General features: G+C 72.1%; 10 protein-coding genes. 4 read left to right on the top strand and 6 right to left on the bottom strand.

What is annotated here, in order from left to right:
* Window positions 1–17 precede the first annotated feature (17 nt).
* The 4 genes from FY030_RS12560 to FY030_RS12545 all read right to left on the bottom strand — a co-directional run bounded on the left by FY030_RS12560 (window position 18) and on the right by FY030_RS12545 (window position 4,827).
* Window positions 18–1,559: a sensor histidine kinase gene (locus FY030_RS12560; RefSeq protein WP_158061799.1), complete on the bottom strand. Its 1,542-nt coding sequence runs from the start codon at window positions 1,557–1,559 to the stop codon at window positions 18–20.
* 33 nt (window positions 1,560–1,592) lie between these two features.
* A complete protein-coding gene (locus tag FY030_RS12555) occupies window positions 1,593–2,312 on the bottom strand; it encodes a response regulator transcription factor (protein ID WP_158061798.1) in 720 nt (239 codons plus the stop codon).
* A gap of 70 nt (window positions 2,313–2,382) precedes the next feature.
* Window positions 2,383–3,135, bottom strand: a complete 753-nt coding sequence (locus FY030_RS12550; protein ID WP_238348265.1) for an HAD family hydrolase — start codon at window positions 3,133–3,135, stop codon at window positions 2,383–2,385.
* 15 nt (window positions 3,136–3,150) lie between these two features.
* Entirely contained in the window at window positions 3,151–4,827 is a 1,677-nt protein-coding gene (locus FY030_RS12545; protein ID WP_158062819.1) for a DNA repair helicase XPB, read from the bottom strand.
* A 112-nt stretch (window positions 4,828–4,939) separates the two neighbouring features.
* On the opposite strand from FY030_RS12545, the gene FY030_RS12540 reads away from it, so the two are divergent.
* The 3 genes from FY030_RS12540 to FY030_RS12530 are packed head-to-tail and all read left to right on the top strand — an operon-like array spanning window position 4,940 to window position 8,730.
* Window positions 4,940–7,279, top strand: a complete 2,340-nt coding sequence (locus FY030_RS12540; RefSeq protein WP_158061796.1) for a glycoside hydrolase family 65 protein — start codon at window positions 4,940–4,942, stop codon at window positions 7,277–7,279.
* 30 nt (window positions 7,280–7,309) lie between these two features.
* Entirely contained in the window at window positions 7,310–8,251 is a 942-nt protein-coding gene (locus tag FY030_RS12535) for a hydroxymethylglutaryl-CoA lyase (RefSeq protein WP_158061795.1), read from the top strand.
* Window positions 8,248–8,730, top strand: a complete 483-nt coding sequence (locus FY030_RS12530; protein ID WP_158061794.1) for an NUDIX domain-containing protein — start codon at window positions 8,248–8,250, stop codon at window positions 8,728–8,730. The genes FY030_RS12535 and FY030_RS12530 overlap by 4 nt, the downstream gene beginning before the upstream one ends.
* On the opposite strand, the gene FY030_RS12525 is transcribed toward FY030_RS12530, so the two are convergent.
* Both FY030_RS12525 and FY030_RS12520 read right to left on the bottom strand, forming a co-directional pair.
* Entirely contained in the window at window positions 8,714–9,538 is an 825-nt protein-coding gene (locus tag FY030_RS12525) for a SurA N-terminal domain-containing protein (RefSeq protein WP_158061793.1), read from the bottom strand. The genes FY030_RS12530 and FY030_RS12525 overlap by 17 nt on opposite strands.
* An 86-nt stretch (window positions 9,539–9,624) precedes the next feature.
* Window positions 9,625–11,253: an ABC transporter permease gene (locus tag FY030_RS12520; RefSeq protein ID WP_158061792.1), complete on the bottom strand. Its 1,629-nt coding sequence runs from the start codon at window positions 11,251–11,253 to the stop codon at window positions 9,625–9,627.
* A gap of 71 nt (window positions 11,254–11,324) precedes the next feature.
* Here FY030_RS12520 and FY030_RS12515 point away from each other — a divergent pair, with 71 nt between their 5' ends.
* Window positions 11,325–12,050 carry a GPP34 family phosphoprotein gene (locus FY030_RS12515; RefSeq protein ID WP_158061791.1) on the top strand — a complete coding sequence of 242 codons (726 nt, stop codon included), beginning with the start codon at window positions 11,325–11,327 and terminating at the stop codon, window positions 12,048–12,050.
* The last annotated feature ends 29 nt before the right edge of the window (window positions 12,051–12,079 follow it).

The following is a 12,079-nucleotide window of genomic DNA, read 5'->3' as shown; positions in this document are numbered from 1 at the left end:
CAGGGCCCAGCGTCGATCTAGTCGCTGTCGTCCGACTGTGTCGGCGCCGCAGCAGGCAGCTCAACCCGGAAGGTAGCCCCGCCGCCCGGGGTCGGGACGTAGCGCACGCTTCCCCGGTGCCGGCCCACGATCGCGGCGACGATCGCCAGGCCCAGCCCGGTGCCCCCAGAGGCGCGGCTACGGGACTTGTCCGCGCGGTAGAAACGCTCGAAGACGCGCTCGGCCGCATCCGGCCCCAGGCCGGTGCCGTGGTCGCGCACCTCCACGACCACCCGGTCGCCCTCACGGCCCACCGCCACCTGGACCGGTGTGCCGGCGGGGGTGTGCGCCAGCGCGTTGGCCACCAGGTTGGTCAGCACCTGGCGCAGCGCACCGTCCTCACCCACCACCACCGGTGCCGGGGGCTCGTCGGCTGCACCCCGGGCCGACGGCGTCAGTGGCACCAGCGTCACCCGACGGTCCGGCGCGCGCACGATTGCATCCTGCACGACGTCGGAGGCCAGTACGGTCAGGTCCACCCGGGTGGGGGACATCGTGGGTTGGCTGTCCCACCGGGTCAGGGTGAGCAGGTCCTCGACGAGCGCGGTCATCCGGGTGGCCTCACCCTCGATTCGGCGCATCGCGCTGGCCACGTCCTCGGAGTCCGTCATCGCGCCGAACCGGTGCAGCTCGGCATACCCCTTGACGGTCGCCAGCGGGGTGCGCAGCTCGTGCGAGGCGTCCGCCACGAAGTCGCGCATGCGCTGCTCGGAGGCCTCCCGCACCGCGAACGACTGCTCGATCTGGGCAAGCATGGCGTTGACCGACTCCGAGAGCGAGGCGACCTCATCCCGGGCTCCGCCAGGCGGAACCCGCCGCGACAGGTCACCGGCCGCGATGGCCGCGGCTGTGTCCTCGATCCGGGTCAGCGGCCGGAAGGCGCGGCGCACGGCGAAGAACCCGAGGACCCCGACCAGCACCAGCGTGGTGAGTCCGATGACGGTGATGATGACCGCCAGCCGGCGCACCGTGCTCTCCGTGGTGTCCAGCGGCAGCGCCACCGCAACGGTGCCGACGACCTGTCCCGAGGGGTTGATTGCGGTGCGGGCCAGCACCCGCCAGGCCCCGTCGTCGTCGCCGGCTGGCGCGGTGAACGGCTCGCCGAGCCGCTGGTCACCGGGCTCGATGCGCTGCAGGTCGGGTGGAACGGACTGCACCTGCGGATAGATCAGCGCGATCGGCGGCGCGCTGTTGTCGGCGGGCGTCACCAGCACGTAGTAGGGGCTGGGCGGGATGACGTAGTACGGGCTGGGCGGGATGAGGGGCTGCAGGCGGTTCAGGGTGCTCCGGCCGGCGGTGGCGAGGATGGCCGTATACGCGTCGTCCGCCAGCGGCTGGCTGTAGTTGATCAGATCCTCGTCGATGCGGTCGACCAGGTAGCCCCGCATCATCATCATGGTGACCGAGGTGGTGAGCACGTAGGCCGCGAGCACCATGAGCACCACCACCGCCACCAGCCGTCTCGTCAGCGACAGCCCGTGCAGGCGGGCGTACGCGAACCGGCGCAGGCTGGAGATCACGGCATCTGGGCGAGGAACGTAGTCAGCCGCTGGTCAGGCCGGACGCGGGGCCCGCAGGACGTAGCCGACGCCGCGCTTGGTGTGGATCATCGGCTCACCGACGACGTCGATCTTGCGGCGCAGGTAGGAGATGTAGGACTCGACGATGTTCATCTCGCCGCGGAAGTCGTAGTCCCAGACGTGGTCCAGGATCTGGCTCTTGGACAGCACCCGGCCCGGGTTGAGCATGAGGTAGCGCAGCAGCTTGAACTCGGTGGGCGAGACCTCGATCACCTTGCCGGCGCGACGCACCTCGTGGCTGTCCTCGTCCAGCTCCAGGTCCGCGACGCGCAGCACGTGGCCGTCCTCCTCATCGACCATCCGGGTCCGCCGCAGCACGGCGCGGATCCGGGCCACGACCTCCTCCAGGCTGAACGGCTTGGTCACGTAGTCGTCACCGCCGACGGTCAGGCCCTTGACCTTGTCATCGAGGGAGTCGCGCGCGGTGAGGAAGACGATGGGCAGGTCGGCCCCGCGGTCGCGGAGGGTGCGGGTGACGGTGAACCCGTCCATGTCCGGCAGCATGATGTCGAGCACGGCCAGGTCGAAGTCGTGCTCGCCGGCCAGCTGCAGGGCCGTCCGGCCATCGGGCGCCGCATGCACGGCGAACCCGGCGAAGCGAAGGCTCGTCGTGAGCAGCTCACGGATGTTGGTCTCGTCCTCGACCACCAACAGGGTGGCCTCAGGCTCGTGCGCGGTGGCGGAGGCGCTCATACACCTATTCTGCCCGCGCTGCCTGGAAACTGTCTGGACGTCCGCTGAGGGCGTAAGAGCGAGCGACGGCTCACCCGTCCGTGCCGGGCGGTTGGGCGGGCAGTGGGGAGAAGGTCTGGGTGGCGTAGTCCGGAGGGGCGGCGTGCAACAAGTCTTCCCAGGTCCCGGGATCGAGGGAGACCAGGGCGGCGGCGGAGTCCACCACGATCACGGCCCCTGCCCGGGACAGCTCATCGTCCCCGAACCCGCCGGTGAGGACCGCCGCGCACGGGGCGCCGACCTTCGCCGCCGCCGCGATGTCGTAGGGGGTGTCGCCGACGAGCAGCGCGGAGCCCTCGCCGACCTTGTTCAGCGCCACCTCGAGGACATCGGGCGCGGGCTTGGAGTTCTCCGCCTCGTCGCTGCTGGCCTGGGCCGCCAGCGTGCCCTCCGGCAGATCGAGCAGGTCCAGGACGTGCTGGGTGAACTGCTCCTTGCCGGAGGAGGCCAGGACCACGGTCAACCCCCGCTCGGCCAGCATGATCACCAGGTCCCGGGCACCGGGGAGCAGCCGCACCTCCGGCAGCAGCTCGGCATACTCCTCCTCCCAGGCCTCGCGCAGGGCGTCGCCGTGCTCCTGCTCGGCACGGTCGCCGGCCACGGCGGGCACGAGCTTGTCCCCGCCCATGCCGATGGCGCGGTGCAGGTGCCACATCGGGGGGTGCAGGTCGACGCGGTCGAAGGCCCGGGCCCAGGCCAGGGCGTGCAGGTAGTTGGTGTCGGCCAGGGTGCCGTCGACGTCGAGGATGACCGTGTCGTGCGTGGGCTGGGAGGAGGAGGTCATATCCTCCATCCCACCTCAGTCGCGCGCAGGTGTCGCACCCAGCGTGCCCAGGTCGTCGGCGTCGACGATGCGGTAGGCGTAGCCCTGCTCGGCCAGGAACCGCTGGCGGTGCGCCGCGAACTCGGCGTCCACGGTGTCCCGCGCTACGACGGTGTAGAAGTGCGCGGTGCGCCCGTCGCCCTTGGGTCGCAACACCCGACCGAGCCGTTGGGCCTCTTCCTGGCGGGAGCCGAAGGTGCCGCTGACCTGGATGGCGACCGAGGCCTCGGGCAGGTCGATGCTGAAGTTGGCGACCTTGCTCACCACGAGCAGGGAGATCTCGCCCTCGCGGAACTGGCGGAACAGCTCCTGGCGCCGCGGCACGCTGGTCTCCCCGGTGATGAGCGGCGCGTCCAGCCGCTGGGAAAGCTGCTCGAGCTGGTCTAGATACTGGCCGATGACCAGCGTCTGCTCACCAGCGTGGCGGGCGACGAGCTCGTCCACGACCGCGTCCTTGGCGGGGGCGCACGCTGCGAACCGGTAGCGCTCGTCCGGCTCGGCCACGGCATACGCCATCCGCATCGACTCCGGCATGGTGACCCGCACCTCGACGCAGTCGGCGGGCGCGATCCAGCCCTGCGCCTCGATGTCCTTCCACGGGGCGTCGTAGCGCTTGGGACCGATCAGGGAGAAGACGTCGGACTCCCGGCCGTCCTCACGCACCAGCGTCGCGGTCAGGCCCAGGCGGCGGCGCGCCTGCAGGTCGGCGGTCATCCGGAAGATCGGGGCTGGCAGCAGGTGCACCTCGTCGTAGAGGACCAGGCCCCAGTCGCGGGCGTCCAACAGGTCGAGGTGGGTGTAGACGCCCTTGCGGCGCGTCGTCAGCACCTGGTAGGTCGCGATCGTCACCGGGCGGATCTCCTTGCGGGACCCGGAGTACTCCCCGATCTCGTCCTCGGTCAGGGTGGTCCGTCGCAGCAGCTCCTCGCGCCACTGACGGGCGCTGACCGTGTTGGTGACCAGGATGAGGGTGGTGGTCTGCGAGCGGGCCATCGCGCCGGCCCCGACCAGTGTCTTACCCGCTCCGCAGGGCAGGACAATGACCCCGGACCCGCCGTCCCAGAAGCCGTCGACGGCCTGCTGCTGGTAGGGCCGCAGCTCCCACGCCGGCAGCTGGTCGTGCCCGCCCAGGTCCAGGTCGATGGTGTGCGCCTCGCCATCGACGTAGCCCGCCAGGTCCTCGGCCGGCCAGCCAGCCTTGAGCAGCTCCTGCTTGAGGTGCCCGCGCTCGGAGGGGTGGACGACGACCGTGTCCTCGTCGACCCGCTCGGCGGTCAACGGCTTGATCTTCTTGTGCCTCAGCACCTCCGCGAGCACGGCGCGGTCGGTGGTGCGCAGCAGCAACCGGTCCTGGTCCTTGAGCAGGGTCAGCCGGCCGTACCGCGCCATCGTCTCGGCGATATCGACCAGCAGCGCCTGCGGCACCGGGTAGCGGCTGTGGGTGATCAGCGCGTGCACGACCTGCTCAGCGTCGTGGCCCGCGGCACGGGCGTTCCACAGCCCGAGCGGGGTCACCCGGTAGGTGTGGATGTGCTCGGGAGCGCGCTCGAGCTCGGCGAACGGCGCGATGTCGCGCCGCGCCGCCTCGGCGTCGGGGTGGTCGACCTCCAGCAGGAGGGTCTTGTCGGACTGGACGATCAGGGGGCCGCTCATCGACCGGTCAACGACCGGCAGGGGCCCTGGCATTCCGGCACCCCTTTCCGTGCAGCTGCGGAGGCTCTCGTGTCGGGTCGCCGGACGGGCGCCGAGGAGGTAGGAACGAGCCATGACAGCCGCTGATCTCGACGTCGACCCCTGGCAGGTGCGAGCACCCCGAATCGACGTCGAGCCGGACCGACTGGCGGTCTTGGAGTCGGTCTTCGCCCTGTCCAACGGCTACCTGGGCGTGCGCGGCACGCTGGACGAGGACACCCCGAGCCAGCTGCGCGGCACCTACTGCTCCGGGGTCTTCGAGACCTATCCGCTGTCCTACCCCGAGGGCGGCTACGGCAACCCCCAGGAGGGCCAGGCCATGGTCTCGGTCGCAGACGGCACCGTGATCAGGACGGTTGCCGACGGCACCGCCCTGGACGTGACCGGGGTGCCTCCGGAGCAGCACGAGCGGACCCTCGACCTGCGCGCGGGCACCCTGGACCGGCTGGTGCGGTGGCGGCTGCCGTCGGGCACCATGCTGGAGGTACGCTCCCGGCGGATGGTCTCCCTGGCCGAGCGTTCGGTGTGCGTGATCCGGTATGCCGTGCGCGCCGTCGACGGCCCAGCGCACGTGGTCCTGCGCTCCGAGCTGGCGCGAATGGTGGGCCGGCCTGCCGTCACCAAGGGGGACCCTCGGGTGGCCGAGGCGCTGTCCGAACCGTTCGAGCTGATGACCGACCACCACCACCGCACCGGAGGGGGGATGGCAGGCTGCACGCGCCGGTCCGGGATCGCGGCCGCAGCGGTCGTCGACCACGCGGTCGAGGGTGGCGTGGTGGAGGGCACCGAACTGCGCGACCACGCCGTCCGCACGACGGTCAGCGCGGACCTGGCGACGGGGGAGGAGCTGGTGCTGACCAAGGTGCTCGGCTACGCCTGGCAGCGGGACGGGCAGCCCTCCGGTCAACTCGACCTCGCCGAGGCGGCCGTGGCCAGCGCCCTGGACCGGGGCTGGGAGGCGCTGCTGGAGGAGCAGCGGGTGGTGCTGGAGGAGTTCTGGGAGAGCGCAGACGTCGAGGTCGACGGCGACCCCGAGCTGCAGCAGGCCCTGCGCTACGGGCTCTTCCAGCTGTTCTGCGCCGCCGCCCGGATCAGCGGGGCCCCGGTGGGCGCCAAGGGGCTGACCGGGTTGGGCTACGACGGCCACACCTTCTGGGACGTGGAGGGCTTCGTGGTGCCCGCGCTGAGCCTGCTGCGGCCGCAGGCCGCGACCCAGCTGCTGCGCTGGCGGGCCGGGACCCTGGACGAGGCGCGGCACCGGGCCCGGGTGCTGGACCTGGAGGGGGCCTCTTTCGCCTGGCGCACCATCGACGGTCACGAGTGCTCGCCCTACTGGCCCGCCAGCACGGCGGCGATGCACGTCAACGCGGACATCTGCCGCGCCTTCTGGCTGCACCACAACGTCACCGCCTCCCCGTTCGGCGACCTGTCGGTCTTCGAGATCCTCGTGGAGACCGCGCGGCTGTGGATGTCGATGGGGCACCGCGACGCGGACGGGGGTTGGCACCTGCTGGGGATGACCGGCCCGGACGAGTACACCGGCGTCGTCGACGACAACGTCTTCACCAACCTCATGGTCCGCCGCAACCTGATGCGGGCGGCCGAGGCGGTGGCGCACGAGCCAAGGCTTGCGCAGGAGATGGGGGTCGGCGCCGAGGAGGTCGAGGGCTGGCGGGACGCGGCCCGCCGCGTGCACGTCCCGTGGGACGACAGGCTGGGCGTGCACCCGATGAACACGGGGTTCACCACCTACCGGGAGTGGCGCTTCGAGGAGCACCGGGACAGCTACCCGCTGCAGCAGCACCACCACTACGCCAAGATCTACCGGCGCCAGGTGCTCAAGCAGGCCGACCTGGTGCTGGCCTTGTGGTGGTGCCGGGAGGACTTCACCGACGAGCAGGTGGCCAGCAACCTGGACTACTACGAGGCCCGCACGGTGCGCGACTCCTCCCTCTCCGCCGCCGTCCAGTCGGTGGTCTGCGCCCACGCCGGTCACCTGGACCTGGCCCTGCGCTACCTGCGCGAGTGCGCCCTGATAGACCTACGCGACGTCCGGGGAGACACCGCGGACGGGTTGCACCTGGCGGCGATCGCCGGGTCCTGGCTCGCGCTGGTGCAGGGGCTGGGCGGGCTGCGCGATGACCAGCCCGAGCTGGAGCTCGCCCCGCGCCTGCCCGCCGGTCTGGAGCGCACGGCATACCAGCTGACCTGGCGGGGGGCACTGCTGCGTGTGGAGACGACGCGCGAGGGCACGACCGTGTCCGTGCACCGGGGCGAAGGGCCGGTGACCGTGCGCATCGACGGGACCCAGGTGCAGGTGGACGTCGACGCCCCGGTGACCCGTCCCCTGCTGCCGCCAGAGCCGCTGCTGCCGCAGCCGCGACAGCCGGTCGGGCGCGAGCCGTCGACCTAGGCGCCGGTCGGCATACGGGAGGATAGGCCTATGACTATGCCGTCGCTGCCCATGACCGAGCCGATGCCGGGGATGCCCGACCGGGTGACGATCTATGAGGTCGGGCCCCGCGACGGCCTGCAGAACGAGGCGGCGGCCGTGCCCGTCGAGGTCAAGGCCGAGTTCGTCCGGCGACTGCTCGCCGCCGGGCTGGAGACGGTCGAGCTCACCAGCTTCGTCCCGCAGAAGTGGGTCCCCCAGCTCGGTGACGCTGAGGAGCTGCTGGAGCTGCTCGGGCCCGAGGGGCTGGGTCAGCAGCGGCCGGTGCTGGTGCCTAACGAGCGCGGCCTGGACCGGGCCGTGGAGTGCGGCGTCACCTCCGTGGCCATCTTCGGCAGCGCCACCGAGACCTTCGCGCGCAAGAACCTCAACCGCTCGGTCGCCGAGTCGGTGCAGATGTTCGCCCCCGTGGTCAAGCGAGCGCTGGACGCCGGTGCCTGGGTGCGGGCCTACGTCTCGATGTGCTTCGGCGACCCGTGGGAGGGGCCGGTCCCGGTCGAGCAGGTCGTCGACGTCTGTCTGCGGCTGATGGACCTGGGCTGCGACCAGCTCTCCCTCGGCGACACCATCGGGGTCGGCACCCCCGGCCACGTGCTGCGCCTGCTCGACGCCCTCGATGACGCCGGGATCGGGCCCGACCAGAGCGCCGTCCACTTCCACGACACCTACGGCCAGGCCCTGGCCAACACGATGGCCGCGATCCGCCGGGGCGTCCGCGTCGTCGACGCCTCCACCGGTGGCCTCGGCGGCTGCCCCTACGCCCGGTCCGCCACCGGCAACCTGGCCACCGAGGACCTGGTCTGGGCGCTGGACGGTCTGGGCATCGAGCACGGCGCCGACCTGGCCCAGCTGGTTCAGACCAGCACCTGGATGGCGGCGCAGCTGGGACGCCCGGCCCCGTCTCGGGTGGTCCGCGCGCTCGCCGGCGGATGACCGCGGCTCAGCCGTCGGACTACGTTCCCCCGGCTCACATCCGGGTGCTGGCGGTCGCGCTCGTGCGGCACCCTCGGACCGGGGCGCACCTGATGAGCGAGTTTGTCGACCAGTCGCGGGGGGCGGTCTTTCACCGTCCACCCGGCGGCGGGATCGAGTTCGGCGAGACGGCGCAGGGGGCGCTGCGCCGGGAGATGCTTGAGGAGTTCGCCACCGAGGTGGAGGTCGGTGAGCGGCTGGCGGTGATCGAGAACCTCTTCACCTTCAACGGCGCCCCCGGGCATGAGTGGGTCGTCGTCCACGCGGCGCGGTTGTGCGACGACCGGCTCCTGGGTGAGGGGCCGTTCCCGGTCCTGGACGCGCCGACCGACGTGGGGGTATGGCGTCCGCCCGGCGGTGCGGGCCTGCCCACCCTGGTGCCGCCGGGGGTGGCCGCCCTGCTCGACCCGGGGACTGCTTCCCTCAGCCGTGGGTGGTGATGTCGGCGTCCTGCCGCAGCTCCTCCAGCAGGGCGGTGAGTGAGGCGATCTCCCGCTCCTGGGTTAGCTGGTCGGCCAGCATGTCCCGCATCTGGTCGAAGGCCGGGGCGCCACCGGGGTCGGCCGTGACCTGTTCGTCGTCCGCAGACTGGCCGGTCAGCTCCTCGTAGTAGTCCTTGAGCTCCTGCTCCTGGGGATCCTCGACGCCGCCGCGCTCCGCGACGAGCTTGTCGATGAGGACGACGCGCTCAAGCTCCTCGCGCACCTGCTGCTCGTCGAAGCCCTGCTCGGCGAGCAGGTCCAGCAGCTCGTCGGTGGACGGGGCCCCGGCCTGGGTGACGAGGGCCTCGAGCTCGGCGTCGATCTCCTCCGTTGACGCCGTCAGACCAAGCCGCTCGCTCTCCTGGTCGAGCAGCTCGGTGTCGACCAGCAGCTCGATCACGTCGTCGCGCAGCGCGGTCTCGTCGACCGGCATGCCGCCCATCTCGGCCTGCTGCCGGGCGCTCTCGCGTTGGGTCTCAAAGGCCGCCAGGAAGGTGTCCTTGCTGATCTGCTCGCCGTTGACCTCGGCGACCGGATCGGGCATGTCGTCGGTGTCCACGGTGACGGCGGCCTGGTCGGGCGCGCCGCCAGCAGTCTCGGCCGACCCGTCCGCCGCGTCCCCGTCAGGGCCGGCAGTGGCCGAGGTGTCCTCCGTGGCGGCGGTGGTGGCGCTGCCCTCGTCGGTGGAGACATCCGAGCAGGCGCCGAGGGTCAGGGCGCCGGCCAGTGCGAGAGCCGAGAGGCGGATGGGTGTCGTGGGTCGCATCCGGGTGAGGCTACGGGCCACTGCTGGGTGTCGCGGTCAGGAAGCGTCCAGGGGACGCTCAGGTGGTCGGGTCGGGCGCCGGCCGGTTACCCGGAACCCAGGTCCCGCCTGCGGTAGCCGACGACCCCGGCCAGGGCAAGGGCGGCCGCGACCGCTGTCGTGGCCAGCACCGCCAGCCAGTTCATCTGCTCGGCCGGCAGCTGGGGCAGCGGTGCCCACGGGGTGAGGCGGGTGACCCAGGCCGGCAGGCCGAGGACGGCGCCGACCCAGACCACGAACAGGCTCCAGCCCACCACCGCCCACACCAGCCAGGACAACCGGGGCGCCCAACCGTGCAGGAACACGGCCAGGCCGAGCAGGAGCAGCCCTCCCGGCGCCAGGGCGACGGCGCCGGCGGCGACCCGCACCGGCCACCCCCAGTCGTCCTCGGTGGCCGCCTGGTTCAACGTCATCAGGACAGCGGCCAGCGTCAGCAGTGCCACCGGGACGACCGTGGCCCACAGGAGGTAGGAGCCGAGCAGCCGGGTGCGTTGCACGGCTGTGGAGAGCACCAGCTCGACCTGACCACCCCGCTCCTCGGCCTCGAGGCGATGCAGGAGCTGCACCGCCAGGATCCCCATGACGATCGCCACCAGCGAGAGCAGGGCGACGTAGAAGGCCTCGCTGAGCTGCCGCGCACCCCCGCCCAGCCGCTCGAAGATCAACGCCAGCTGCGGGGTGCCCTCCAGCACGTCCCCGAAGCCGGTCGAGATCGAGCCCATTGCCAGCGCGAAGAGGACCATCCCGATCGTCCAGCCCAGCAGGCTGCCGCGCAGGAGCCGCCAGGACAGGCCGAGCGGGGAGCTCAGGGAGGCGGGGGCGGTGGCTCTGCCCCGCCGGCTGGGCCACAGACCAGCGGCGTGGTCGCGCCGGGACTCCAGCACCACCGCGGCGGCGACCAGCAGGACCGCCGCCGTCAGGGGCAGCAGCAGCACCCACCAGCGTTCGTCGGCATAGGGGCGGGCCAGAGCCATCCACTGCACGGGAGAGCCCCAGCCCAGCCGGTGCAGCGGGCCCTGCGTCGAGGCGCCGTCGGCCATCGCCCGGACGGTGTAGGCGGCGGCCAGCGTCCACAGGGCCAACGCCCGGGCGCCCCGCGCCGAGGAGGACAGCTGTGCGCTCACCGCCGCCACGCCCGCGAAGACCGCGCCGACCAGCCCTGTGCCCAGCCCGAGGGCCATCGACCCGGCGAGCGGCTCGCCCACCGCGACCATGCCAGCGGTGATGAGGACGGCCAGCGCCAGGCACGCGAGCAGCGCGGCGAGGACCCCGGCCACCAGCGGCGTGTACCGGCCGACGGCGGCGGAGCGCAGCAGCTCCGTGCGCCCGTCCTCCTCCTCGGCGCGGGTGGAACGCACCACACCCAGGATGGCCATCACCGCGCCCATGACCACGGTGAAGGTGCCCACCCGCCAGACGGTGAAGCCGCCCGGCGTGGTCAGGTCGGTCGGCGGCCCGAGCAGGGCCCGCATCGAGGGGTTGTTCTCCATGGTGCGGATCAAGAGGGGCGCGTTGCCCGGGTCCACGATCGTCTCGTAGGCGGTTGCCGTGAGCGGGACGACGGAGGCCAGCGCCAGCACCCAGGTCAGGTAGAACCAGCGGCTGCGGCGCACCGCCAGTCCCAGCAGCGCTCCTAGGCCGGTCAGCAGACCGGGACGGTGCGACGTAGTGCTCATGGACCCTCCAGACACGACGTCCTGTGGACGAAGCGTAGGGCAGGCGCGGTGACGTCTGGCACGATACCTCCATGCTGCTGGGGGAAGAACTGATCCTGCTGCTCCTCGATGACGAGAAGGGCACCTGGCTGGTCCGCCGCCGCGCGGTGCCGCGTGCGGTGAGGGTCGCGCTGCTGGTCGAGCTGCTCGCCCGGCGCACGGTGGCCCTCGACGACCACGGGGTCCTCGTCGCCGGCCTGTCCGGCACCACGGGCGGCGACCAGGTCCTGGAACGCGCTGCGCGGGACGTCCAGGGCAAGCAGGTGATCGCCGCGACCGACGCCCCCGACCGTGAGCTCCAGGCCCTGCTGCGCCGGCTGCGCGACCGGGGCGTGCTGCGCCGTCACCTGGTCCGCCGCCGGCGCCACCTGCCCAGGGACCACCAACCGGAGGCTGCGGTCCGCACCCGCGTCCTGCGGGCGTTGCAGGTCGAGCGGCGCCCCGACCGGCACACCGCGCTGCTGGTCGCCCTGGTCCACGAGCTGAACCTGCTCGACCGCCTCTTCCCTGAGCACGACCACCGCACGCTGTCCGCCCGGGCCGCGGCGATCACCCAGCAGTTGCGCGAGGACCAGCACTACTTCCCGACCACCCTGCAGCAGGACGCGTCCGCGCAGGCCCGTGCCGCGGGCGACCCGGGCTCGACCCTGGACGGCATCGGGGCGGCGTTCGAGGCGCTGGAGGTCGTCGGCGCCGTGCTGGAGCTGGCGACGCTGCCGCTGCGCGTCGTCGGCAGGATCCTGCAGGAGCTGCCCTGAGTCCTCGCATCCGCGGCGCGCCGCATACC

The sequence above is a fragment of the Ornithinimicrobium pratense genome, from assembly GCF_008843165.1.
Classification (GTDB): Bacteria; Actinomycetota; Actinomycetes; order Actinomycetales; family Dermatophilaceae; genus Ornithinicoccus; species Ornithinicoccus pratensis.
The sequence above is the reverse complement of the archived record's forward strand: the minus strand, read 5'-3'. Positions and strand labels throughout refer to the sequence as shown.